Source organism: Candidatus Nealsonbacteria bacterium CG07_land_8_20_14_0_80_39_13 (assembly GCA_002779355.1).
In the GTDB taxonomy this organism is placed as follows: domain Bacteria; phylum Patescibacteriota; class Minisyncoccia; order Minisyncoccales.
The window spans coordinates 1-23,716 of sequence record PEWS01000001.1 but is presented as its reverse complement, the minus strand read 5'-3'; the positions used below and the strand labels follow the sequence as shown (position 1 = coordinate 23,716).

The following is a 23,716-nucleotide window of genomic DNA, read 5'->3' as shown; positions in this document are numbered from 1 at the left end:
TTGAGCTGGTTTCGCCGGCGCCAGCCGGGACGGACGGCTGGGCGAGCGGGGGAATCTGGGAAGATAGAAGCAATCCTAAAGACGGTATAAAAGAACATTATACCGACGGTGGCAGGGAAGCGCTTAAATACTATGAATGGAACGACTGGACTAATTGGCCGGCGGAAATGAAAACAAATCATCCGCAAGGTTCTGACCCAAAAAACGCGCCGTTGATAAGGTTCAAATGGTGTGAAGCTGGGCCAGATATCAATTCTTATTTTCTGAAAATGGAAAAAGAAAAATCCGGAACTCCTCCTTGGGAAGGCCACCTCTCGGTTGTAATTACAAAAAATAAAGCCGGAACCCTCCCCAATTCTTTTGACAGAGCCGGCAAGAATGAATTTACCATTGATACCAAATATCAATGGAAGGTAGCTGGCTGTGAAGAACCGGACGGAACCAAATGCGCCACAGTTTGCACAGGGTGCAAAGACATTACAAAAACCCCGCCTGTTTCTTATACTTCTTGCGCAATCGCAGGGACAACTCCTACAAAATATTTATCTGGTAATGCTTGCGCAGAGTATAGCAACCCATGGGAGTTCATCGGAACAGGGAAGCTTGCCCCGCCGGGTTTAATAAGTCCGGTCTACACAAGTAGCCCGGAAACAATTCCTTATGTCAATATGGATGACCTTTTAAAATGGAACCCTGTCACAGGCGCCTACTCTTATAATATAATTATTTTAGACAAATCAGATCCTTCTGATATAAAATACAAAACCTTAGACGCTCTCAAACCAGAAGGATCGTTGGCTCCTCTAACAAATGTTCCCCTTAACTACAACGGCACACCAACGTCGGGAGGAGCAGATTATGTCAAAACATTCCTCTGGGAAAATCTGGATAATAATAAATATGGAAAAATATATACATGGAAAGTAAGAACCTGCAGGGAGATGAAAGGATTAATAGCTTCTATTACAGATGCGTTAAATTGGGCGCTTAGTTTTTTTGGCTTAGAAATTCAAGGAAAATGTTATAACTGGAGTGATGAATGGAAATTTAAAACCACTGGCGAACCACCGACAAACTTATCGGCAGACGCGACAGTAATTCCTGTAAAATTAAGCTGGACGCCTGCTCCCGGCGCCACTTCCTACAGGGTTTTCGTTTCCCAAGGAGCAACCGAAAACGAAGGAAAGCTCGTTTCTTCAAATTCCCTCTTAATTGATTACCCAAAGCTTTTACAGAATATAACCTACGAATGGAAAGTAAAAACTTGCGCTGACAAAGATGGAACATTTTGCGGGCCAACAACTGCCGAGCAGTCTTTCACAACCTTTACCCTTGTCGCGCCAACAACTCCAATCCCAGCATCTTCTGCGACCATCTCAACCGATGGATCTATTAGCTGGGATGACGTCCCCGGCGCCAAAGGATACAAATATGAAATTTCTTATAGCGGTTCAGGAGACACAAGCGCCAATTGCGCCAGCGCAGGAAAAGTTCTGGACGGCGTGACAACATCAAATTCTCTGGCTCTCTCCGCAATGCTCCAAGGAAAAAACAAGCTTTGCGTAGGAGGATATAGCTGGACAGTCCAATCATGTTTAACAACAAACTGCGAAAGCAAAAATGCAAACCTCGCAAGCCAACTCGGAGGGACATCCCTCACATGGACTTTCAATTTGGCGCAATCTCTCCCGTCTAGTCAGCAAGCAGGACTAATTCCTTGCGGGCAAAAAAATAACCTCTCTGACCCCTATGGCATTGACGAAAGGGAGACCTGCCAATTCAAACACTTTTTCGTGATGATAAGAACCATCATTGACTTCCTTCTTTGGAAATTAGGAATTATTGCTCTTGTCCTGCTCATAGTTTATACAGGAGTATTATTCCTTCTCCCGTTTTATTTCAAGGAACTGACCGCCACCACAGGAACTGTAAAGCAGATATGGAAAGCCACCGGCGCCGGCTATCTGGTTATGCTCTTCGCCTGGACGATTATAAATACCATTTTATCTCTTCTCGGCTACTCCTTCGGCGTCCCCTGGTGGAACTTCCAATTTTAAAATCTCCGAAATTCCCAAAATTCCGTAATTTCCGTATTTGCCCTTGACAAATAGGGGATTTTTGCTATAAGGAATATAGGACATTAAATCAGCAATATCCCGAAAAGAACAACTCTGAATTGTCGGAATATCGGAAACTGACTTGATGTCCAAATATAAAAACGAGATGAATGAAAATGAGCACACACATAAACGCATACGAGCAACACAAGGTTGCCATAGGGATTGGAATATTGATTTTGCTGTTTATAATCGGTTTTATCGCCCTTTCGGCGACAGGTTATTTCAGCGAGAAAACAACAAATGAACCAGTAAAAAAATATAACTCCATTGATGACATAAATCCCTACGAACTTAAACATAAAGATTTGATTGAGTTCAAAGCGATACCACATGTAGACAAATATAATACGCTTAGTTTTATCGAAAGTAGCAAAATAAAAAAACGCTATGTCGATGAAAAACAGGCGAAAGAGATAAGGGAAAAATGCCATGGACCGCTTTATTTGGAAGAATGTTTTTTTACTGCCATATACGAAGGGTATGAACTTTACAATGGACGATTGTTCTACATAGAACTTTCAGATATAAAACTGAAAGCCTGAAAAATGGCGCAGGAAGGGAATTTCACGTTCCCTTTATTTTTTTTATTTTTTAAATATGGTATATTAAAATTAAATATGCCAATTTTTTTTAGAGCATCGAATATTTTTAAAAACAAGAAAACCGCTTCTCTTTTAGCAGGGTTGGTTTTCTTTTCAATTTTGGCTCCGATCCATTTCGTTAATGCAGATCTTATTTCCGACCTTGCCGGCACTGTAGCAGAGCCAATAATTAATATTCTCTCTAGTTTAGTTTTTATCTTGCCCCAATTTTTCATGATAATAGCCGTTGCCATCACTTCCGCCCTTACGGCTGTTGTCGGCTCCATTTTAATGTGGACAGCTGACATCAGCTTGACCATCCCTATCATTGACGCCAATATCGTAAAAAATGTCGGCTGGCCATTTACATTGGGATTGGCCAATATGGGCTATCTTTTAATCTTGGCTTGGATTGGATTGTCAACAATTTTGAGATTGAAGGAATACGAAGCGCAGAAAATGATCCCCAAACTGATTTTGAACGCTCTTCTGGTCAATTTCAGCTTAGTCTTGGTCGGCTTTGTTGTTGACATCGGAAATTTACTCACGCACTTCTTTCTTAAGGCAACCCAAGACATGGGAGGATTAGAACTCTCGGGGGCGATAGAAAATTCTAAAAAGTATATAATCGAAGCCGCTAAAAACCTTATTAATCCTGTAACGCTACTCAAGGCGCAATTTACCCTTGACGATATCTTAGGGACACTGGTTTACGGAATAGCGTTAATTCTTTTCAATATATTCGCCACATTCATTATCGGGGCAGTGGCTTTTGTCTTTTTTATCAGAGTTATTTATTTTTGGATATTGGCTATATTGGCCCCCATTGCTTTTTTCTCAAAAATCGCTACCCAGACAGCAGAAGGGAAATCTTTTTTCCCGGGGATACTTGGTTGGGATGAATGGTGGTCAACACTTTTAAAATGGGTTTTCATCGGCATCCCTCTCGGATTTTTCCTATTTTTATCAACGTGGATGATGTCCGCAGGGAACAACGACACCGCTCCCTTTAAAAACAGTATGGGTTGTTATAGCAACGCCAACCCCCCTAGTCCTACGAATCTTTGTAGCAACCCTTCTTTTACAGCAGGATCTACCTGTAACTGCTGCGGAGATCTTGTCTGCCAAAAAAGCGTTCTAGAATATCAAGAAAACCCGACAAATTGTCCTGGCGACTGCACCGCAACAAATCCAACGAGCATAGTTGATGCGATAAAAAATAGCATAGTCAATCTCGTCTCAAAATTAATGCAACCATTCGTGGCTTTGATGCTTTTGTTTATGGGATTGATGATTGCCATTCAATCCGCGCCGAACGCGGCCAAGGGAGCGCTAGAGTATGCCCAAAAAGTTCCTAATTTCTACAGGACAATGCCCAAGAAAATCGCCGGCAGAAGAATTGACAGCGCCGTTTCAAAAGTTTCGGGATGGGGCGCTAAAGGAATTTCAGGAACAAGCGATCTTGTCCGCAAGAAGACAGAATGGCTTGATAAAGTTCCTGTAATAGGAGGGACGCTGAAGACAATGGCAAGGCAAGTACCTGAAATGGCTGATGTAACACTTGGAAGCAAAGCCCAGGAAATTGCCGCCAAGAAAAGAAAAATAGACATTGAAGCCAGATTCAAAGAAGAAGGCGCAACTACAATGGAAGACAAAGTTAATGTTATCAAAAAACTTACTATGGATAGAGATAAATTACAGGCTTATAATTATATGGCAGAAAAAGGATGGCTGGGAAAATTGCCCAATGACATGCAGGCAAAAGCTAGAGAGCTGTCAATAAAAGATTTGGGAGATCCTTATTTTGGCGATGAGGCAAAAAATATTATGAATACGTATGCCGGCGAGCATCTGACAAAAGAATTGAAAGTTAAGATGACGGCGAAAGACAAGCGAGACAGCATGGAAAGAAAGATAGGGGCAAGGGCGATAATGGAAAAATCTAAAGAAGCAACCGAAGCAGAGATGCAGAGATATATGATCGCTAACCCGGGGACAGAAAGAGACCAGGCCATTATCAATATTGAAGCCAGCAAAAAAATCACTGAAAAAGAAATCTCGGCTAAAATAGCCACTGACCCGACAAGGAAGATGACCAGAGACCAGGCCATTATTGATATTGGCGCAAGCCGTGGCGTCACCCTGACAGATAAAGACAATGATGAGGCGGCTAAACTTGTATATTTTGACGAAGGTAAAACAAGCGACATTACAAAATATGCAAAATCTACCAAAACTTCTCCTGCCTACATCAAATATCTGCGCGACTCCGACCCGGCAAATCTTAGGGAAACGCTTAAGTCAGTTGACGAAGAAACGAGAAGGGAAATTATAGACAAAACATTCAATGATGTTTTAAAGGGCAAGGAAGATGAAAAAGACAAGCAAGAAGCGGTCAAAAAGTTTTTCGCTAAAAGGAAGGGGTTGCTTAACTGGGTAAAGAAAAATCCTACCGCACAAAATATGGAAATAAGCTTGTTGGAATACCTCACTGATATAGAGGGAAATGCCACCGATGACCTCAAGGCATTTACCAAAAATATGGAGGTTGGAGAAATAATAAAAAGAGAGGCGGTTGAAGAATTAAGAGGGCGCCATGGTTTCAGAGCAAAAGATTATCTTGACCATATCAAAGAAATCAAAAAATACGAAAAACAGATTAGTACTGCGAAGAAAACAGACCCCTCTTCTGTTAAATTATCTGAAGAAATGAGAAAGGAGGAAAAAACATGGGATGATGCGAAAAACAAGCTAGATAAAGATTTAGTTGATGTAGAAAGAGAACTCAATGCGAGACGAAGCGAGACCGACGTAAAGGATGAGCTCAATAACACAAGAAGTGAAAGCTTACTCAACAAGCAAATTTTAACCACGAGGAACAGTGGCGGTCCTCAAAATGGAATAGACAAGCTGGAGAATGAATTGCAAAAGATAAATGACCTTAAAACAGAATTGAAAAATATTGAAAAATTAAAGGAGGAAAAGATAAAAATAAATAACGAAAGAAACAAAGCGGAAAAAACTTTCAAGAAAACTGAGAATCTTTTCAATGCGGATATCAAGGCTCAAGCAGTAAGGATAGCTAACAACTGGATAGATACGGAAAAGAAGAGTTTACAAGATATAGAAGTGGGAATAACAGGAGCGACGGGGAGAACGGCGATACAAGAAGAAAAGAAAAATATTGAGGAAATCTCTCAAATATTCCGAGCGCCAAAAGAGAAAAAGGAGAAAAAATAAAAAAGAGCAAAAGACAAATTGAATAACTCTTAATTGTCTCTTGCTCTATAACGCCCGCGCACATTACGGTTTTTTATCGTCGTCTTTACCTTTATCATCGCCGGCGATATCACTGATGTCGAGGTCAAGAGAGGAGAGGCTCTGCTCTTGCTCTTTTTGAGCAATTTTCCTCACCGCTTCCATCTGTTTGGAAGCACTCTCCCTCATCTGCTGCATCTGCCTCTGCATCGCAGTGCGCATCGCTTGTAAATCCCTCTGCCTCTGAAGGATTTTGTTTTGCATGCTTATTATTTCATATTCAGCCTTCATGGTGGGGATGTCTTGGTCTCCGCCGGTGGCCCCCGATAACATCATTAAGGTCAGCTGAAAAGCCTCCTGCTGCTGTTGAAGATTAATCTTCTTCAACTGCTTGAGGTAATCCTCTTCGGGATCGGGATCAGTGCTGGCATTCACATCCGGCACGTTTATGCCGTTTGTCAGTGGCGACCATTCGCCATTGGTGCCTTCGGCTTCTGCCTTTGCCTGGAATTTATAATCCCCAGGTGGCAGACCCGTTAGAAGGTATCTCCCATCCGACGCCACATGAAACTTTCTTTCTTCCGAATGATCTCTCGAAAGAACGAAAAAAATTATTGTCCTTGCGCCGGATGGCATATTAACCACCCTCAATCCAACAGCCCCGTTCTCTTTCAATTCCGGTACGCCGATGCTTGGCGCCGAAAATTTCTTTTCCTTCCTACTCAAAATGTTCCATTGCATTTTTTGTTTTTTTATTTTTTTGTTTTTTGTTTTTTTAATTTTTATTAATTACGATCATGAATTCTGCCTATACTCTTCAAGGCAGGGTCTAAATCTTATCAAAACCTATGATAAGAATTAAACTCCTGACTTGAAATAAACATCTGTCGTTTCTTTCGATTCTGCGATAAAAAAACAAAATGTAAATTTTTAAAGGACTACCATTTTTTTAACCTTACTATCTATGCTGTAATCATAGCATATCTATATTTCTTGTCAATAGCATAGCGTGTTTTCCCGCTATTCCGCAAAAACCCTTTTGAAGTCTGTTCTGTTTATGATAAAATATAAACATACAAATCATATGCCGACTCTTTCTAAAGAAAAATTTTGGGAGCTCTACAAAAAACTGCCTCAAGAGCTACAGGAGGCTCTTTTCGCCGAAGAAACAGGTAATAATATCTATGATGTCTGTGAAAAAAATGATGTCGCCGAAAAGCTTAGCAGTATTGTGGGATACACCGGCCAAGTTCTGGTCGGCGCCTTGCCGGCGGAAAATTTAGCTGAAACGCTTGAAAAAGAAGTCGGTTTGGAATACGACTTGGCAAAAAAAATATCAGATGAGCTTTACCGCTTCATCTTCCATAAAGTCCACAATGAACTGGACCTCCTTTACAGGGGAGGAAGCGAAACGGAGACGATAAAAAAAGAGATAGAAGAAACAAAAATAAAAATAGAAGCAACACCAACGACGCCGAGCAAATACCGCGAACCCATTGGATAAATCTCAAATTACAAATATCAAATTCCAAATGAAATCTAAATTTTATAAACCAATTCCAAATGACAAATGAAATCCGAAGCGAGGACGCAGGCAATAAAAAGATATATAACTTAGGGGAGCGTACCGCTGTTTTCGGAGAAGAGATAGTCAAGTTCGCAACAAGAATACCCAAGAACGTGATAACCTTGCCCCTGATCACTCAATTAGTGAAAGCGGGGACAAGTATCGGGGCTAATTATTGCGAAGCCGATGGAGCAGAATCGAGAAAAGACTTTGAACATAAAATAGGAATTTGCAAGAAAGAATCAAAGGAAACTAAATATTGGCTGAGAATAATAAAGATTACTATTCCGGAATCAAAGCATGACGCAGAGCGATTATGGCAAGAAGCCCAAGAACTTACTTTGATATTTTCATCAATCAGAAATAGCTCCCAAAAAAGACCGGGCAATTAAATTTTTAGCCATCTGACATTCATTTGAAATTTGTAATTTGGTATTTGAAATTTTTATGAGATTTACTGTTCCGCAATTTATTGAATATGAATCAAAAATAGTCGGCCCGCTTACTTTTAAGCAGTCCCTTTTCGTCGGCTCGGCTTTCGTCATCTGTTTCATCGTCAAATTCGCCTTCCCGACCATTTCTTTTCTAAATTTCATACTGATATGTCTTGTCGTCGGCGGGCTGGGAGTGGCTCTGGCCTTCTTGAAAATCAACGGCAAAAGCCTCCCTGCTATTTTGGTGGATTTTCTTAATTTTAATATTTCAACAAAAAAATACCTCTGGCAAAAAAAAGACACCCCGATAATAATGGTCAAAGAGACGAGGCCGGGGAAAAAAGAAACTGCGGATGAACCGCTTTTAAGGATTGTCAAAAAAAGCAGGATAAAAAATCTCTATAACCGCCTGGAAACGAGCGGCCAAGAGCAACAAAAAAATGGCTAAAACGCCGACCCAGCAATTTCTGGAAATAGATAAAATAAAAGAAGGAGTTATTATCCTCAAAGACAAATCATTGAGGGGAGTTTTAATGACCTCCTCAATTAATTTTGCTTTAAAATCAGAAGATGAACAGACAGCCATAATTTACCAATTCCAAGACTTCCTGAACTCGCTTGATTTTTCAATCCAAATCGTAATCCAATCAAGAAAACTGAATATCACCGGATACTTGGATAAACTGAAAAAACTTGAAGAAGGCCAAAAAGACGAGCTTCTCAAAATCCAGACCTCTGAATACCGCGCTTTTATCCAAAAAATAATTTCAGGAGGAACGATAATGTCAAAAAACTTCTTCGTCATCGTGCCTTTCACAGCCATAACCATACCCGGGGTGCGGGAAAAAGGCTCTGCGGCAGAAGAACAATTCCGAAGAAACAAAGCCCAGCTATGGCAGAGAATGGAATTTATCGCCATGGGTTTAAGAAGATGCGGTCTGCAGACAGCTTCCCTGACGACAGTGGAGCTGATTGAGCTTTTTTGGGCGCTTTATCATCCGGAACAAGCGGAAACAGGATATTACCCGGAAATACCGGAAGAACTAAATCAGTAAATAAATGAATTTACCATTTTTCAAAAAAAGAACGGAAATGCCTAAAGACATTTCAAGGAAACAAACAATAGAAGCGAGAGACATCATTGCTCCTTCTTCGGTTGTCATAAATTTTGACCACATAGAACTGGAAAGAAAAAAAGCCAGATCATTTTCCATTTTTTCTTACCCAAGATATTTAAGCACCGGCTGGTTCTCTCCGATAATCAACCTCAACAGCCCTATGGATATAGGAATTCATATTAATCCCATTGACACAGGGCCAGTTCTGAAAAAACTCCGCAAAAAAGTAACTGAAGTCACGGCTGATATATCAGAAAAATCAGAAAAAGGGGAGATAAGAGACCCGGCCTTAGAAGTCGCCTTTCAGGATATGGAAACCTTAAGGGACAGCCTCCAGACAGCTCAAGAAAAAATGTTCCAAATGGGACTCTACCTGACTGTCTACGGAGACAATCTGGACCAGCTTAAAGATGACCAAAACACTCTTCGGTCAATTTTGGAATCAAGGTTAATTTACTTGAATCTGGCGCTCTACCAACAGAAAGAAGGGTTCAACTCCACCGCCCCTTACGGAAAAGACCAACTCCAAGTTTATACCTCAATGAATACCGAGCCGTTATCCAGCGTCTTTCCTTTTGTATCTTCTGATTTGAGCTCCAACGAAGGAATACTTTACGGATTAAACAAACACAACAATTCCTTAATCTTATTTGACCGATTTACCTTGGAAAACAGCAATATGGTCATATTCGCCAAATCCGGTTCAGGTAAAAGCTATCTGGAGAAAATAGAGATATTACGCCAGTTGATGCAAGGGGTTGATGTTATTGTTCTTGACCCTGAAAATGAATTCAGGACATTGTCTGACGCTGTCGGTGGCTCTTTCCTTGACATCTCTCTTTCCGCGCCTAACCACATCAATCCTTTTGACTTGCCGGAACCAAGAGAGGGAGAAAGACCGGAAGATATTTTGCGCTCTAATATCATCAACTTAGTCGGACTTTTAAGAATTATGCTTGGCGGACTTACTCCCGAAGAAGACGCCATTATAGACCGGGCTTTGTCGGAAACTTACGCTTCAAAAGATATTACCCCGGAAACAAACCCGAAGGAATGGAGGAAAAACTTGCCTATACTGGAAGACCTTGAAACCGTGCTGGAAACAATGGAGGGAGCTGACTCTTTAGTCAGGAGAATTAAAAAATTCACCAAAGGAACTTTTTCTCAATTCTTCAACCAGACAACCAACATCTCCACTGATAAGCCTCTTGTTGTTTTCGGCATCAGGGATATGGAAGACGAACTAAGGCCAATGGCCATGTTTATCGTTATGAGATATATCTGGAATAAAGTCCGTTCAGAATTAAAGAAAAGAATTTTGGTTATAGATGAGGCCTGGTGGCTTATGAAATCCGAAGACGGAGCTTCCTTCCTTTACGGAATATGCAAAAGAGCGAGAAAATACTGGCTCGGGGTAACGACCATCACTCAAGACGTCAATGATTTTATGAAATCGTCTTACGGCCAGCCGATTATCAGCAACTCCTCCATCCAAATTCTTCTGAAACAATCTCCGGCGACAATTGGAACAGTCAAGCAAACCTTCAATCTGACTGAAGAAGAAAAATATCTGCTCTTGGAATCAGAAGTGGGGGAGGGCATATTCTTCGCCGGGCAAAAGCACGTGGCCATAAAAGTCATTGCCTCCTATGCTGAAGACCAAATAATCACCACTTCTCCTGAAGAAATTATAAAAATTAGAAAAGCCAAAAAAGTAACCCTATGATAGAGGAAAAGAAAACAATTGAGTCCCGCATAGATAATTTTATTAAAGGGATAGGCGAAGAAGACAAGAGGGAAAAAACCGATGAATCAGAAGCGCCGGCGGAGGGAGAACAAGATTCAAACGAAGATATAAATAAATACTATCAAGAGTTGGAAGAAGCCCCTGCTAAACTTACTGACATTGACTTCTTGCTTGTTTTCTTTTTCGCCATACTCGTCGACGGTCTTGATATTTTTGAAATCTTTGACGTAACAGTTTTACCAAAGCTGGCTCTTATTGCCCTTGATATAATCACGGGGCTCATTATCGGAGGATGGATTTATTTAAAAACAAAAAAACATACACAAGGGAAAAAAACTTTCATAGATAAAGTGGCAAAAAAAAGCAAAAGGGTGGCTGAAGTTTTGGCGAAGCAAATGGCCAAGCGAGAAACAAAAATGACCATCGTTCGAACACTGTCTACTTTTGTAGGAGAAGCAATCCCTTTCCTCGGGATGATCCCTTTTTGGACAATATGCGTGTTCGAAACAACAAGAAAGAAGACATTTTTACAAAAGCTCCGAGATCTTTTTTGAAATGGAAAGTTTCCCTCTGGAATTAATATCTGAAATAAAGTATATTGAAAATAACATGACAAATTTGAAAAAACATTTATTCATAATATCAACTTTAACATTCTTGGTTTTCCCGGCTTTTTCTTTTGCCGCTTCTTGCCCTACTAATGCCGGAGGGGGAGACCCTGCGCCCGGCAACCTTTGTCTTAATTTGGACTATCCTATTGTCGGAAGCCTTGATTTGAACAATGACCAAAAACTCAACCAGTTGGCTGTTTGGTTTTACTACTTCATCGTCTTTACTTCCGGAATCGCCGCTTTCGTTTCTTTTGTTTGGGCCGGTTTTGATTGGCTCACTTCAGCAGGGAACGATAGCAAAATCCGCAACGCCAAAGACAGGATCAGAGATGCGCTTCTGGGTCTGGCTATAATCATGGCCTCTTATATCATCATCCAAGTCATCAATCCCGAACTGGTAGTATTCAAATTACCGACATTACCCCATCCATAAACACTGATGTCGCTGATACAAAAAAGGAGCTAAGCTCCTTTTTTTGTTTACAAGTTTTTAGGTTTTACTATTATCCTTCGCTCCAGCCCTTCGCCGATGCTGTCAGTGACGACATCGCTTCTGTCAGCCAATTCCATATGGATTATTCTTCTTTCATAAGCTGACATCGAAGCCATCTCTTTTTCCGTTCTATAAAGGGAAACTTCATCTGCCATACGCCTTGCTGTTTCCTTCAACTGATCGCATTTCTTTTTTTTATAATTTGAGATATCTATATCAAGAAAAAACGGCTCTGATATTTTTTTCCTCAACATCGATCTTAGAATGTGCTGGATTTCAAACAGAGTTTGCCCGCCCTCTCCTATCAGAATCTGCGACTCTTCACACTCCAAATTAACCGGCAGAGTAAGTCCGTCTTGGGGAAGAAATTCAATCTCACAGGCAAAAGAAGTCTTCTCAAAGAATTCCGATACTGTTTTTTTTATTATTTCCAAATTTTCTTGACTCAACATAAGTTATAAATTTTACATTGTTATTTTGCATTTTTCGCTTTGCGTTTTGCATTTAGCCAAAATTAATTTCTGCTGGACTATGGAAAATAAATTATTGGTGGCCCAATAGAGAGCAATAGCTGAAGGAAGCTGCAGACAGACAATGGCGGCAAAAAAGGAAAAGAGGTAAAGCATCGGGCCCTGCATTATGCTTGTCATTTGGGCCATACTGTCATTTTGCTTCCCCTCCTCCTTTTTATCTTTTTTAGCGCCAAAAGACAACATCTTTGACTGGACGAGCTGGGTAATGCCGACAATGATCGCCAAAGGGAGAGAGGCAACGGCAAGGTTTATTATCCCCAAGAAAAAAAGCTCTGAAGGCATTCCTCCGGGGATGGAAATAAAAGAGTAAAGAAATCTGGAATTATCAAGACCATTACCGAAATCCTTAAGAAGGTAGAAGAGGGCGATAAAAACAGGCAACTGGACCAAAACAGGCAAGCATCCCCCCAAGGGGTTTATTTTTTCTCTTTGATAAAGAGCCATAACTTCTTTAGCTTGCGTCTCTTTGTCTTTCTCGTACTTCTTTTGGATGGCTTGAATCTTCGGCTGGAGTTCAGCCATCGCTTTTTGAGCTTTGATTGATTTTCCCATAAGAGGGTAAAGAATCAATCTGATAATGATCGTCAAAAGAATGATGGCTATGCCGAAATCATGAAGAGGGAAGTGTTCATAAAGTAGAATCAGGGCGTTAAAAAATGGCTGATATAAAACTGTATAAAAAATATCTATTAAAAACATATTTTTAATTTGAAATTTGAAATTTGAAATTTAAAATTTACGGCATATCTACTCCACCTTCGCGCCAGGGATGACATCTTGATATTCTTTTCATCCCCAGCCATATTCCTTTAATCACCCCGCGCTTCTCAACCGCCAGACAAGCATACTCGGAGCAAGTGGGATAAAATCGGCAAGATTTCCGAAAAAGAAAACTGAATATTCCTTGATCAGGAGACAAAACCTTTTGATAAAACCTTAAAATTTTTATAATTATTTTTTTCATTTCCTACTCTTCTTTCCCCAATATTCTTGCCCTTGATAATAGGTCGTCTAAAATATTTTTTGTTTCCAAGAATGTTTTCAGCTCCAGTCCCGGCCGGGCGGTCAAAATAATATCCAGCCCTTTTTTCAGCTTGAAGCCGACCTCTTCTCCGCGGAGCCTTTTACCGATAATTTCCCTTAGCCTTCTCTTAACCTTATTCCTGACAACCGCTTTATTGGAGATCTTTTTACTGACAATAAACCCTATCTTGTTCCCCTCTGTCTTATTTTCAATAAACTTCAAAAATAAGAAGTCTCCCCTGAAGCTTCTGCCCTTAATGAAAGCGTTTTCAAACTCTTTCTTTTTTAGTCTATAAGAATTAGCCAGCATATTTTTAAAAAGCTTACACTGTAAGCTTTTTTCTGCCCTTCCGCCTTCTCCTGACCAAAACATCCTTTCCTCCTTTTGTTGCTTGGCGGGCCCTATATCCGTGGGTTCTCTGCCTTTTCTTTTTCTTAGGATTATAAGTAAATGACATATTCCTTCGCTTTGCTCAGTCAAATGCAAAATGAAAAAATCAAAATGCAAAATAACCGAGTAAAAAATTAAAATATTATTCTTTTGCGTTTTTCGTTTTACGCTTTAATCTTTATGATGATTTCTATCATATAACAAAACTATCCCTAAATCAAGAGATAAGATTTAAAAATTACCACCGCCTCTGGCGGGGTCCCGCCAGCTGGCGGGAAAAATTGAAAATTTTAATCATGAAGCATATCCATTCCGGATTTTAAAGGGGTAAAAAAGGACGATTAATCCCTTTAATATCAACCCGATATTCCCTTTCTAAATCACGACTTATACACAGTTTATCAACAGAATAAATTTCCTCCGCTTTAATTTTTCTTTTTTGAAATTTGTTTCCTTTAGTTTTAGTGTTGTGATACAATAAAAACTAGACAAATTCCCCAGCCAGAGGCTGGTCGTCCTCTGGACGAAAATCCTAAAATTCAAAATTATGGAAAACGAAAAACTTTGGCAGGGAGTGATGGCCCAAATCCAATTAAATATTTCTCCGGCTAATTTTGCCACTTGGTTCAGAAGTACAAGGATATCGTCCATAGACGATGGAGTGGTTGTTGTTTCCGTCCCCAATTCTTTCGCCAAAGAGTGGCTGGAAAATAAATATGGAAAAACTATATTGAAAATCCTGCGCGATACAGACAAAAAGATAAAAGAGACAAGATATGAAATAGAAAAAAAGACGCTCAAGGCCAAGCCCCAAAAAAGAGAAGCCACCACATCTTCAACCGCAGGACAGATGGCGCTTGAAGGGATAGATACCGACAAAAACACAAATCTCAACCCTAAATATATTTTTGAAAACTTTATTATCGGATCTTTCAATGAGCTGGCTCACGCCGCCGGCTGGGCAGTAGCCAAAAATCCCGGAAAGATATATAACCCTCTTTTCATTTACGGCGGGACAGGGCTGGGGAAAACCCACCTTCTTCAGGCAATAGGGAACGAGATATCCAAAAACTCCGCCGGAGGGGAATGTCCCAAAAGAGTTAAATATGTTTCTTCTGAAAAATTCACTTCCGGAGTTGTTTCCGCCATCAAGAACCAGCAGATGGATAAATTGAGGGAAAGCTACCAGAAAATTGACGTTCTGATTATTGATGATATCCAATTTCTGGCCGGGAAAGAAAAAACTCAAGAAGAATTCTTCCACACGTTTAATTATCTCTATGAAAAAAACAAGCAAATAATACTTTCTTCCGATAGGCCACCCAAGGCCATACCTTCTTTAGCCGAGAGATTAAGGTCAAGATTTGAAGGAGGAATGACGGCTGACATAAGCCTGCCCGACTATGAGACGAGGGTGGCGATATTAAAAGCTAAATGCCAAGAGAAAGAACTGGGTGTTTCTGCAGACATATTGGGATATATAGCCACCAACATACAAAAGAATATCAGAGAACTGGAGGGCGCTTTAAACAGACTGGCCGCCCATCAAAAACTTACCAACCAGACAATCAACATTGAGAACGCCAAAACCCTGCTGAAAAACATAATATCTCCGCCGATAAAAGCGATAAATCCTAAAAAAATCCTCCAAGTTGTGGCTGAATTTTATGACCTGAAAGAAGCGGAATTGCTTTCTGTTTCCAGAAAGAAAGAAATAGTCAAACCGAGGCAAGTGGCTATGTTTTTATTGAGAAAAGAATTAAAAAACTCTTTCCCTTTTATAGGAAGAAGGTTTGGAGGGAAAGATCATACAACAGCCATCCACGCCTATGAAAAAATATTAAGAGAAACCGGCGACAATGAAGAACTTAATGAAGAAATCAGTATAATAAAACAAAGGATTTTTACCGCCTGAAAAAGTGTTGAAAAGTATGTTGAAAAGTTGTTAATCGTTTGAGCGAAAAAAAATATTGAAAATTCATCCCTAAGAAATCCGCAGAAAACATAACCGGTTTTCCACAAGAAAAACACACAACAACAGAACACAAATAATGATTAAAAAAAGATATTTTAGGCAAATTTTACAAATTATACACAAGTGTAATAAACAATAACAATTCTTTTATATTAAATAATACTTATTATTAAACTATTAAAAAATGAAAATAGAAATTTTACAGGAAAAATTAAAACAGGGAATTCAGGTCATTGAAAAGGTTTCTCAAAAATCCCTTTCTTTACCAATTCTTCAAAATGTTTTGTTAAATGCGGAAAATAATTTTTTAGGACTTGAGGCGACAAATCTTGAGACTGGTATAAAATGGTGGTCTTTGGCTAAAGTTGAAAAAGACGGCAAGGCTCTGGCGCCAATTAAAATTTTTTCCAGTTTAATCGGGCTTTCTCCCAATAAAAAACTTTCCTTATTTTCAAAAAAAACAGATATTGTTGTTGAGTGCCAAGACAATAAAACAACTCTTAAGGGTTTTGATCCTAATGATTTTCCCATAATTCCCCAACCCAAAGAGGGCGGGAGCGTTTCAGTGGAATCAGCTCTTTTTTGTTCAGCTTTGAGTCAAATAGTTGATATTGCTTCCCTTTCCGGGGTCAGGCCGGAAATTTCAGGCATATATTTTCTTTTTCAAGAAAAAGAATTAAAGATGGCGGCCACGGATAGTTTTAGGCTGGGAGAAAAAAGGATGCCGGTTAAAAAATCTTTTTCCGGCGACGTTTCAATGATTTTGCCCCAGCAGGCGGCCAGAGAAATTGTCAGTATTTTTGGAGAGAAAGAAGGGGCATTGGACATATATTTCTCGCCCAATCAGGTTCTTTTTGAGTCAATTATGGCTGAAACAAAACATCCTCAAATCCAGTTAGTTTCTAAATTAATAGAAGGCGATTATCCTAATTATCAGGAGATAATTCCTCAAAAGTCAGACATAAAAGCTGTCCTTAAAAAAGAGGAATTTTTGAATCAGGTCAAGGCGGCCGGACTTTTCGGAGGGAAATCTAATGAAGTCAATTTAAAGGTAAATCCCGAAAAGAAAAGAATTGAAATCTTCAGTCAAAGTTCTGAATTGGGGGAGTATGAGAGCTTTTTGTCCGGCGATATAAAGGGAAATCCATTGAGTATTTCTTTCAACTATAAATTTTTATTGGACGGAATTTCCAAAATAAAAGGAGAGGATATTGTTTTTGAGCTTACCAACGAAGAGGGCCCCGGGGTTTTGAAGCAGTCAGGCAAAGATGATTTTTTCTACGTTCTGATGCCCATCAAAGCCAACTAATTGGAGGAGGGTTTGGTGAAGGTTTCTTTGGGCATTTTTCCTAAAATCTTTTCCATAATACTGTGCCACATCGGCGAAGATATCATGGCGCTGGCTTTCTTTACCATTTCTTTGTTGTTATTATTCCCGACCCAAATTCCGCCGACTAAAGACGGCGTATAGCCGATCGTCCAGGCGTCGCGATAATCTTCAGAAGTTCCTGTTTTTACCGCCACCTGATAGTCTTTAAAATAGAGGGAAGAATTAGCCCCGAACATAGGCGTTCGAGCAACGTTGTCTGATAAAATGTCATTTAAAATTCTACAGGGTTCAACGGAAAGAACTCTTTTTGGTTCTTTTTTGTTTTCAAAAATAATATCTCCCTGCTCGTTTTCTATTTTTAAAATTGAGACTGGCGGAGTGATCATTCCTTCTGTGGCAAAGCCACCATAAGCAGAAACCATTTCCAACAATTTTGCTTCCCAGCCACCCAGAACTATAGCTGGGCCGAAAGGCGGTTTTAAAGTGGTGATACCCAAATCTTGCGCTGTTTTTATTGTGTTCTCTATTCCTTCTTTCGGCGTTCCTCCTGCCAGATAAAGAAGAGTTTTTATGGCCGGGATATTTAATGATTGTGAAAGCGCTTGCCTTAAAGTTACGTCGCCTCTGAAAAGTCGGTCATAGTTTTGAGGCGCGTATTCTTGGTTTCCCCAAACACCAAAGCTGGTTGGAGCATCAGCGACTATTGTTTTGTCGCTGTAGCCGTTTTTAAAAGCGGTTACGTAAGCGAATGGTTTGAAAGTTGAGCCGGGTTGGCGACCGGGATTATTCGGCGTTCCAATGGCCACATTGTATTGCGGGTCAAAAAGACAATTTTTCCCCGGGTCGCATCCGGCAGGAACGGGATCGCCAAAATAGTCGGTTGATCCTGTCAGAGCCAGTACTTCCCCTGTTTTGGGATTAATCGCCACGAAGGTGGCATTATTTGCGTTATAGGCCTTGTTTTTTATTGTCCCTGCCTTTAATTCTTCCTCAACTATCTGTTGGATATCCCAGTCCATGGATGTATAAATTTTTAGCCCTTTCTCTCGAAGAAAATCCTCGCCATACATTTCTTCAAGTTGTTGTTTTATCCATAAGGTAAAGTGGGGGGCTTTTATCGACTGGGAAATTTTTACGAAAGTGATTTCTTTTTTCTTTGTTTCTTCCGCCTTGGCAGTGTCTATGAAATTATTTTTTACCATTCTGTCCAAAACATAGTCTTTCCTTTTCAGAAGTTCATCTTTATTGTTTCCATAAGGAGAAAGGCGACTGGGCGCTTGTATCAAAGAAGCTAAAACAGCAGCTTCTTCCAGACTGATGTCAGAAACTGATTTTTTGAAATATGTCTGACTGGCAGTTTCCACTCCATAGCAGTTTGAGCCGAAAGGGACTTGATTCAGGTACCATTCCAATATCTGGTCTTTGGAGTAGCGACGGTTAAGTTCCAAAGACAGAACTATTTCTTTAAACTTTCTTGACATTGTCTTTTCCGGTGAGAAATAAACAGACCTTATCAATTGTTGGTTTATGGTTGACGCGCCGTAGGCGGTCGGTTGCATTACTTTGATATTGGCCAAAATTGACATGGCCATTGCCTTCATATCTACTCCGGGGTGGTTGTAAAAATCAGCGTCTTCAGTAGCTATGACCGCCTGTTTCAGATATTCGGGGATTAAAGAGATGGGGACCAATGTTCTTTTTTCCTCTCCGTAAATTTCGTAAAGAAGTACATCTCCTGTTCTGTCATATATTTTGGTTGATTGTGTGAATTGTTTTTCCGTGAATTTTTCCGGACGGGGAAGGTCTTTGGCGTAAAATGAAAATAAAACAATAAACCCTATAAGAATAATAAGAAAGCCGGAAATTATAGTAGACAAAAACAAGAAGAGCCAGCTCTTCTTTGCTTGGAATATTTTCCGATTGAAACTCCTTTTGCTCATAATTTTATAATCGTCTCTGTAAATTTTAAAGCATTTCTTTTCTTTCGGCAAATCCTATAATAATTCGCGATATTCAGGATAGTTATTTTTAATTTCCTGTTTCCATTTTGCGGTTTCATTGCCATCGCCCAAATCGTTTTTGTGGTAAATCAAAAGAACCTTAACGATGCTGGTGTCTTTATGAACGGCCACAATACATCGGTTGCCCGATGATTTTCTTGATTCAGTTGTGTCGGTCACGCGGAATTCGGTTTTTGCGATTCTGATATTATTATTTTCGGTTATTGTTTCGGCGACGGATGTTTCCAAAAAAGAGTCAAAGCGTCTTAGCTCTTCGCAGATGGCGCGCCATGTTATATTCCAAGCGCCTTTATATTTTTTTCTAAAATTTTTCAGATAATGGCGTTCGGCGAATGGTTGGAGAAGTACAGAGTAGTTAATAGACATAGTCCGGGTCCTGCTGAGTGATCAATTCGTAGGGGATGATTTCCTCCGGCTGGCAAATTTTATAGGGCAGTTGGTTGTGGGTAAAATCAACTATTTCGCTGGTTTTTCTTTTATCCCATTTGAGGGAAATTTTACCTATAAGGGCAAGTTCTTTTTCTGACAGTAAATTTAATTTTTGCTGTCCGGAGGCGGCATTTTCAGAAATTAAAAGCGGTTCGCCTTTTCTGTCTATAGTAATTTTCCCGTCTTCTTCCAGTTCATCAATAGCCCGAAAGTACAAATCAGGGACAGGGCCGTATTTAATGCGGCGATATTGCAGTCCGCTCATACTTTCCGATTGTTCATAGAACCAAGCGAAATCAGCCAGATAAAGCATTTTGGCTAATTTGGTTTTTAAAATTTTGCCGTCAGGCGATACTGCTTTGCGTAAATAAGCCAATATCATTTCTTTGTATTTTTGATAATTCGGCTTTAATCCGGCCTCAACTTCGGTCAAGGAGATGCCGAAAATATCAGACAGCTTAATTGCTTCCGATAAGCTTAATCCGACCTTGCCTTGTTCAAAGGCGACATAAGACGAACGGGAGATTCCTATTCTTTCAGCGACGCTGATCTGCGATAGCCCCTTTTTAACTCGGAGTTCTTTTATGAATTTATAATAGTCTTTAGCCATATATCTAAGCATAGGTTAAGTATGTTTAAAAGTCAAACTATAAGTGTCCAAATTTTGAACACTTGGGCGTCCCTCCTTTAAGCCGATCGTTTTTTTTGTTATGATATTAATATGGAAATTAATACTGACGCTAATCGCATAGAAGAAATTCTGACACGGGGAGTGGAGGAAATTATTGATAAGGGACACCTTAAAAAGGAGTTGTTTTCCGGTAGGAAATTAAGAATTAAACACGGGGTTGATCCGACCGGTCCGAAAATTCATATCGGAAGAGCCACCCAGCTTTGGAAGTTGAAAGCCTTTCAGGATTTGGGACACCAGATTGTTTTGATTATAGGAGATTTTACCGCTCAAATCGGAGACGCTTCTGATAAACAGGAAATGCGTCGTTCTTTGTCTGCGGAAGAAATTAAAGAAAATATGAAAGATTATCTCCCTCAAATTTATAAGATTTTGGACGCTAAAAAAACAGAAGTTCATTATAACAGCGAATGGCTGGACAAATTAAGCGCCAAAGACTTACTTTCCCTGTCTGCGAATTTTACCGCTCAACAGATGATTCAGCGGAGGAATTTTAAGGAACGCTGGGATGGCGGAACTCCCATCGGCCTTTATGAATTGAATTATCCTCTTTTCCAGGGTTATGATTCCGTGGCAGTGAAGGCCGATTTGGAAATCGGAGGATTTGACCAGTTATTTAACTTGAAAGCGGGCAGAGATATTCAAAGAGCCTTTAAGCAAGAACCTCAAGATATTATGACCTTGAAAATGCTTTTTGGCCTTGACGGACGGAAAATGTCAACGAGTTGGGGGAACATAATCGCCATCGTTGATAATCCTAAGGATATGTACGGGAAACTGATGTCGATGAAAGATGAATTAATAATAGACTACTTTGAGCTTTGCGCAGAAATATCTTTACCCGAGATTGAAAAGATAAAGGAACAATTAAAAGATAAAAAAGTAAATCCGCGCGACATAAAGGCGCGCTTGGCTTTTGAAATTGTAAAAATGTATCACGGTGAAAAAGAAGCAAGAGAAGCCGGGGAGGAGTTCAGTAAGATTTTTACGGAAAAACAAATACCTTCTGATATCCCAAACTGTAAACTCAAAACTTCAAGTTATAAATTATTGGATTTGCTGGTTGAAACAAAAATTGCTTCCTCAAAAGCGGAAGCAAGAAGATTGATTGAGCAGGGAGGGGTAAAGATTGACGGTCAAATCCAAAATGATTGGCAAGAAATTGTTGAAACTCCGGCCAGAGGCCGGTCGTCTTCTGGACGAAAGGAGGGAATGATTTTGCAATCAGGCAAAAGAAAATTCGTTAAGTTAGTTTAGGCGGCGGGATTTTTTGCAACAATCAGTGTATTTGATTTTGTAGTAAGCTAAGGCTATCGCTAAAGCGTCGGCGACGTCATCCGGCTTAGGTATTTCTCTTAAGTTAAGAGTGGAGGTTATTTTTTCCTGCACTTCTTTTTTTTCGCTTCGGCCATAGCCGGTCAAAGCGAATTTTACCTGCAAAGGATTGAAAGCGTAAACAGGTATTCCTTTTTTTGTGGCCGTCAGTAAAATAACTCCTTCTGCCTGTTTGACAGCCATAACGCTTTTTGGATTCTTGAAGAAATAGACATTTTCCATAGCTATTATACTCGGCTCGTATTCTTTTATTATTGCATTGAGTTCTTTGTTCAATTTATGGAGCCGTTCAGCCAGATAAAAAGCTGGGTCTGTTTGTATTAGCCCATATCCTAAGCATTTTAAAACCCCCTTCTTGTCCAGCAACGGGGCTTTTAGTTCTTTGATTATTCCGTATCCTATATTTGCCAGACCAGGGTCTATTCCCAAAACGATCATAATTTTAAATTAGAATAGATTTCTTGGACGGCGTCGTTTTTGTCCAACTCATCAAATAATTTTTGGCAGGCTTCTATCCCTTTTTCGTCTAAAGCAATTTCGCTTTTCGCTTTCCATGACAAAGAAACCGATTCTGGGGCAAATCCTTTTGCTTCCATTTCCCTTTTTACTTTTTCTAAATCCTCCGGCCTTGTGTAGACTCCGAAAACGTCTTCGTCGCAGTAAATATCTTCGGCCCCGGCCTCAATAGCCGCCAACTCCATTTTATCTTTGTCTTGGTTCCCTTCCGTCTGTCCCGCATTTTGCGGGATCCCGTCGCTGCGGGGCTCGGAGATATGAAAAACAATTTCCCCTTTTCTATCAAATAGCCATTTCGTAGAGCCTTCATCAGCTAATTTTCCATTTGTCCGAACAAGAATACTCTTAATGTCACCGAGCGTCCGATTTTTGTTATCAGTTATTCCTTCAACGATGACGGCGATTCCCTTAGGCCCTAATATTTCAAAAGTTACTGTTTCCAGAGTTTCGCTGGCCAGTTCTCCTGTTCCTTTTTTAATCGCTTTTTCAACATTTTCTTTCGGCATATTGGCCTTTTTCGCTTTTTGGATAAGGATACGAAGCCTTGAATTGCTTTCCTGGTCGCCACCTCCTTCTTTAACTGCAATCGTAACTTCGCGGGAAATTTTTGAGAAAATCTTCCCCTTTAAGGCGTCATTGGCGTCTTTAACTCTTTTTACTGTTTTGGCATGGCTATGTCCTGACATACACTAATATTCTATGCTAAAAATTTTATTTAGGCAAATCCATCTTTATTGATTTGCTTATTTAAAATGAGTATCGCTGTTGTTGACAAAACAGCTATAATTAATGAGCTTGCCATCGCCAATCCCGAATTTTCCTTTTTAGCGGCAGGCGTTTTATTTTCTCCTTCCTCCAGCTCTACCTTCGGTTCTATTTTTGGTTCTGTCTTTGCTTCTTCGGGATTTTGTTTCGTAATCGCTACAGGGACGGGTGGTGATGTTTTTTGCGCTGTAATTTTAGCGCCGGCGCTGTTTTCGGCTTTTGGGGTCCCTCCGGGATTTTCGCTTGTTTGCCAATTATTGTTTGCTCTTTCCATGGTTTGTTTTGAGGAGTTGTCGCCGGCAAGCCATTTTGAATGGCAGTCAACAGAGTCAATTAGCGTTCCCAAATTATCGTAAAGCTCCAGTTTTTCTCCGTTGTTGCCCAACGCTCCTTTGTAAATTTGGTCAGCCTTAATTGCCGGGAGGGTATTGTCGTCGGTTCTTTCCAGCAGAAAATAACCTAAGGAGAGGATTGAGCCCTTGAGTTTTATTTCAGGGCTTCCGTCATTAGCTTTTAATACCCATCCCTCAAGATTTATGTCTTGATTTGATTTATTGTAAAGCTCAAGCCACTCATCATTAGCTGACGTTTTTGTTCCCATCCAGGCGATTTCATTGATGGCGACATCAAGAGGTTTGGCAGAAGCAAAACAGAGGCAGGGGAGGGAAAGGAATATTAAAGCTGTGTATATCGTCTTTGGCATAGACTTTTTAGAGGTATATCCTAATATCATGTGCGATTATGAGGGTTCCCTTGTTATGTCTTAGGCACAGACATT

25 protein-coding genes are annotated in these 23,716 nt (G+C 40.1%); 13 read left to right on the top strand and 12 right to left on the bottom strand.

All coding sequences use genetic code 11. The features are described from left to right. The 3 genes from COS96_00125 to COS96_00115 form a co-directional block, all read left to right on the top strand. Window positions 1-2,057, top strand: a 2,057-nt coding sequence (locus tag COS96_00125) for a hypothetical protein (GenBank protein ID PIU44247.1), incomplete at its 5' end; no start/stop codon positions are given. A 170-nt stretch (window positions 2,058-2,227) separates the two neighbouring features. Then, window positions 2,228-2,662 carry a hypothetical protein gene (locus COS96_00120; GenBank protein PIU44246.1) on the top strand — a complete coding sequence of 145 codons (435 nt, stop codon included), beginning with the start codon at window positions 2,228-2,230 and terminating at the stop codon, window positions 2,660-2,662. 3 nt (window positions 2,663-2,665) lie between these two features. After that, window positions 2,666-5,941, top strand: coding sequence for a hypothetical protein (locus tag COS96_00115; protein PIU44245.1), 3,276 nt, complete (start codon window positions 2,666-2,668; stop codon window positions 5,939-5,941). A 63-nt stretch (window positions 5,942-6,004) separates the two neighbouring features. On the opposite strand, the gene COS96_00110 is transcribed toward COS96_00115, so the two are convergent. Beyond that, complete coding sequence (locus COS96_00110) at window positions 6,005-6,700, bottom strand: hypothetical protein (protein PIU44244.1); 696 nt, start codon at window positions 6,698-6,700, stop codon at window positions 6,005-6,007. A gap of 316 nt (window positions 6,701-7,016) precedes the next feature. On the opposite strand from COS96_00110, the gene COS96_00105 reads away from it, so the two are divergent. Genes COS96_00105 through COS96_00075 form a run of 7 tightly spaced genes read left to right on the top strand, consistent with a single transcriptional unit; the run spans window position 7,017 to window position 11,869 of the window. Continuing rightward, entirely contained in the window at window positions 7,017-7,463 is a 447-nt protein-coding gene (locus tag COS96_00105) for a hypothetical protein (protein PIU44243.1), read from the top strand. 59 nt (window positions 7,464-7,522) lie between these two features. Beyond that, the gene (locus tag COS96_00100) at window positions 7,523-7,918 is read left to right on the top strand and encodes a four helix bundle protein (protein ID PIU44242.1); all 396 of its coding nucleotides are present in this window, start codon (window positions 7,523-7,525) and stop codon (window positions 7,916-7,918) included. A 55-nt stretch (window positions 7,919-7,973) separates the two neighbouring features. Next, window positions 7,974-8,408 carry a hypothetical protein gene (locus tag COS96_00095; protein PIU44241.1) on the top strand — a complete coding sequence of 145 codons (435 nt, stop codon included), beginning with the start codon at window positions 7,974-7,976 and terminating at the stop codon, window positions 8,406-8,408. Next, on the top strand, window positions 8,401-9,015 hold the full coding sequence (locus COS96_00090) for a hypothetical protein (protein ID PIU44240.1): 615 nt from the start codon (window positions 8,401-8,403) through the stop codon (window positions 9,013-9,015). The genes COS96_00095 and COS96_00090 overlap by 8 nt, the downstream gene beginning before the upstream one ends. 4 nt (window positions 9,016-9,019) lie before the next feature. Further along, window positions 9,020-10,804, top strand: a complete 1,785-nt coding sequence (locus tag COS96_00085) for a conjugal transfer protein TraC (GenBank protein ID PIU44239.1) — start codon at window positions 9,020-9,022, stop codon at window positions 10,802-10,804. Then, on the top strand, window positions 10,801-11,379 hold the full coding sequence (locus tag COS96_00080; protein PIU44238.1) for a hypothetical protein: 579 nt from the start codon (window positions 10,801-10,803) through the stop codon (window positions 11,377-11,379). The genes COS96_00085 and COS96_00080 overlap by 4 nt, the downstream gene beginning before the upstream one ends. A 1-nt stretch (window position 11,380) precedes the next feature. Then, window positions 11,381-11,869, top strand: a complete 489-nt coding sequence (locus COS96_00075; protein ID PIU44237.1) for a hypothetical protein — start codon at window positions 11,381-11,383, stop codon at window positions 11,867-11,869. Window positions 11,870-11,916: 47 nt separating this feature from the next. Here COS96_00075 and COS96_00070 read toward each other — a convergent pair whose 3' ends face one another. Genes COS96_00070 through COS96_00050 form a run of 5 tightly spaced genes read right to left on the bottom strand, consistent with a single transcriptional unit; the run spans window position 11,917 to window position 13,943 of the window. Further along, entirely contained in the window at window positions 11,917-12,381 is a 465-nt protein-coding gene (locus COS96_00070; protein ID PIU44236.1) for a hypothetical protein, read from the bottom strand. A gap of 12 nt (window positions 12,382-12,393) precedes the next feature. Further along, the gene (locus tag COS96_00065; GenBank protein PIU44235.1) at window positions 12,394-13,161 is read right to left on the bottom strand and encodes a hypothetical protein; all 768 of its coding nucleotides are present in this window, start codon (window positions 13,159-13,161) and stop codon (window positions 12,394-12,396) included. 37 nt (window positions 13,162-13,198) lie between these two features. After that, window positions 13,199-13,426 (bottom strand): membrane protein insertion efficiency factor YidD, encoded by a 228-nt coding sequence (locus tag COS96_00060; GenBank protein ID PIU44234.1) that lies wholly within the window; start codon window positions 13,424-13,426, stop codon window positions 13,199-13,201. A 3-nt stretch (window positions 13,427-13,429) separates the two neighbouring features. After that, a complete protein-coding gene (rnpA, locus tag COS96_00055) occupies window positions 13,430-13,858 on the bottom strand; it encodes a ribonuclease P protein component (GenBank protein PIU44233.1) in 429 nt (142 codons plus the stop codon). Next, entirely contained in the window at window positions 13,809-13,943 is a 135-nt protein-coding gene (locus COS96_00050) for a 50S ribosomal protein L34 (GenBank protein ID PIU44232.1), read from the bottom strand. Before COS96_00050 ends, rnpA begins: the two co-directional genes overlap by 50 nt. 480 nt (window positions 13,944-14,423) lie before the next feature. Here COS96_00050 and dnaA point away from each other — a divergent pair, with 480 nt between their 5' ends. Then, window positions 14,424-15,791: a chromosomal replication initiator protein DnaA gene (gene dnaA, locus COS96_00045; GenBank protein PIU44231.1), complete on the top strand. Its 1,368-nt coding sequence runs from the start codon at window positions 14,424-14,426 to the stop codon at window positions 15,789-15,791. 244 nt (window positions 15,792-16,035) lie between these two features. Beyond that, window positions 16,036-17,160 carry a DNA polymerase III subunit beta gene (gene dnaN, locus COS96_00040; protein ID PIU44230.1) on the top strand — a complete coding sequence of 375 codons (1,125 nt, stop codon included), beginning with the start codon at window positions 16,036-16,038 and terminating at the stop codon, window positions 17,158-17,160. Here dnaN and COS96_00035 read toward each other — a convergent pair. From COS96_00035 to COS96_00025, 3 genes are read right to left on the bottom strand one after another with little or no spacing between them, the layout of a single operon-like run. Next, window positions 17,157-19,172, bottom strand: coding sequence for a hypothetical protein (locus COS96_00035; GenBank protein ID PIU44229.1), 2,016 nt, complete (start codon window positions 19,170-19,172; stop codon window positions 17,157-17,159). The genes dnaN and COS96_00035 overlap by 4 nt on opposite strands. 3 nt (window positions 19,173-19,175) lie before the next feature. Then, complete coding sequence (locus COS96_00030; protein PIU44228.1) at window positions 19,176-19,568, bottom strand: hypothetical protein; 393 nt, start codon at window positions 19,566-19,568, stop codon at window positions 19,176-19,178. Further along, the gene (locus tag COS96_00025) at window positions 19,558-20,253 is read right to left on the bottom strand and encodes a hypothetical protein (protein ID PIU44227.1); all 696 of its coding nucleotides are present in this window, start codon (window positions 20,251-20,253) and stop codon (window positions 19,558-19,560) included. The genes COS96_00030 and COS96_00025 overlap by 11 nt, the downstream gene beginning before the upstream one ends. A gap of 99 nt (window positions 20,254-20,352) precedes the next feature. Between COS96_00025 and COS96_00020 the strand changes: the two genes are divergently transcribed. Next, window positions 20,353-21,579, top strand: a complete 1,227-nt coding sequence (locus COS96_00020) for a tyrosine--tRNA ligase (GenBank protein ID PIU44226.1) — start codon at window positions 20,353-20,355, stop codon at window positions 21,577-21,579. Here the strand turns inward: COS96_00020 and COS96_00015 are convergent. From COS96_00015 to COS96_00005, 3 genes are read right to left on the bottom strand one after another with little or no spacing between them, the layout of a single operon-like run. Continuing rightward, on the bottom strand, window positions 21,571-22,095 hold the full coding sequence (locus COS96_00015) for a crossover junction endodeoxyribonuclease RuvC (GenBank protein ID PIU44225.1): 525 nt from the start codon (window positions 22,093-22,095) through the stop codon (window positions 21,571-21,573). The genes COS96_00020 and COS96_00015 overlap by 9 nt on opposite strands. Next, window positions 22,092-22,859 (bottom strand): YebC/PmpR family DNA-binding transcriptional regulator, encoded by a 768-nt coding sequence (locus COS96_00010; protein ID PIU44224.1) that lies wholly within the window; start codon window positions 22,857-22,859, stop codon window positions 22,092-22,094. The genes COS96_00015 and COS96_00010 overlap by 4 nt, the downstream gene beginning before the upstream one ends. Before the next feature lie 29 nt (window positions 22,860-22,888). Continuing rightward, on the bottom strand, window positions 22,889-23,671 hold the full coding sequence (locus COS96_00005) for a hypothetical protein (protein PIU44223.1): 783 nt from the start codon (window positions 23,669-23,671) through the stop codon (window positions 22,889-22,891). Window positions 23,672-23,716: the final 45 nt, after the last annotated feature.

Coding starts and splice junctions, on each gene's coding strand:
- COS96_00120 (PIU44246.1), top strand. CDS start 2,228: ATGAAAATGAGCACACACATAAACGCATACGAGCAACACAAGGTTGCC.
- COS96_00115 (PIU44245.1), top strand. CDS start 2,666: ATGGCGCAGGAAGGGAATTTCACGTTCCCTTTATTTTTTTTATTTTTT.
- COS96_00110 (PIU44244.1), bottom strand. CDS start 6,700: ATGCAATGGAACATTTTGAGTAGGAAGGAAAAGAAATTTTCGGCGCCA.
- COS96_00105 (PIU44243.1), top strand. CDS start 7,017: ATGATAAAATATAAACATACAAATCATATGCCGACTCTTTCTAAAGAA.
- COS96_00100 (PIU44242.1), top strand. CDS start 7,523: ATGACAAATGAAATCCGAAGCGAGGACGCAGGCAATAAAAAGATATAT.
- COS96_00095 (PIU44241.1), top strand. CDS start 7,974: ATGAGATTTACTGTTCCGCAATTTATTGAATATGAATCAAAAATAGTC.
- COS96_00090 (PIU44240.1), top strand. CDS start 8,401: ATGGCTAAAACGCCGACCCAGCAATTTCTGGAAATAGATAAAATAAAA.
- COS96_00085 (PIU44239.1), top strand. CDS start 9,020: ATGAATTTACCATTTTTCAAAAAAAGAACGGAAATGCCTAAAGACATT.
- COS96_00080 (PIU44238.1), top strand. CDS start 10,801: ATGATAGAGGAAAAGAAAACAATTGAGTCCCGCATAGATAATTTTATT.
- COS96_00075 (PIU44237.1), top strand. CDS start 11,381: ATGGAAAGTTTCCCTCTGGAATTAATATCTGAAATAAAGTATATTGAA.
- COS96_00070 (PIU44236.1), bottom strand. CDS start 12,381: ATGTTGAGTCAAGAAAATTTGGAAATAATAAAAAAAACAGTATCGGAA.
- COS96_00065 (PIU44235.1), bottom strand. CDS start 13,161: ATGTTTTTAATAGATATTTTTTATACAGTTTTATATCAGCCATTTTTT.
- COS96_00060 (PIU44234.1), bottom strand. CDS start 13,426: ATGAAAAAAATAATTATAAAAATTTTAAGGTTTTATCAAAAGGTTTTG.
- rnpA (PIU44233.1), bottom strand. CDS start 13,858: ATGTTTTGGTCAGGAGAAGGCGGAAGGGCAGAAAAAAGCTTACAGTGT.
- COS96_00050 (PIU44232.1), bottom strand. CDS start 13,943: ATGTCATTTACTTATAATCCTAAGAAAAAGAAAAGGCAGAGAACCCAC.
- dnaA (PIU44231.1), top strand. CDS start 14,424: ATGGAAAACGAAAAACTTTGGCAGGGAGTGATGGCCCAAATCCAATTA.
- dnaN (PIU44230.1), top strand. CDS start 16,036: ATGAAAATAGAAATTTTACAGGAAAAATTAAAACAGGGAATTCAGGTC.
- COS96_00030 (PIU44228.1), bottom strand. CDS start 19,568: ATGTCTATTAACTACTCTGTACTTCTCCAACCATTCGCCGAACGCCAT.
- COS96_00025 (PIU44227.1), bottom strand. CDS start 20,253: ATGCTTAGATATATGGCTAAAGACTATTATAAATTCATAAAAGAACTC.
- COS96_00020 (PIU44226.1), top strand. CDS start 20,353: ATGGAAATTAATACTGACGCTAATCGCATAGAAGAAATTCTGACACGG.
- COS96_00015 (PIU44225.1), bottom strand. CDS start 22,095: ATGATCGTTTTGGGAATAGACCCTGGTCTGGCAAATATAGGATACGGA.
- COS96_00010 (PIU44224.1), bottom strand. CDS start 22,859: ATGTCAGGACATAGCCATGCCAAAACAGTAAAAAGAGTTAAAGACGCC.
- COS96_00005 (PIU44223.1), bottom strand. CDS start 23,671: ATGATATTAGGATATACCTCTAAAAAGTCTATGCCAAAGACGATATAC.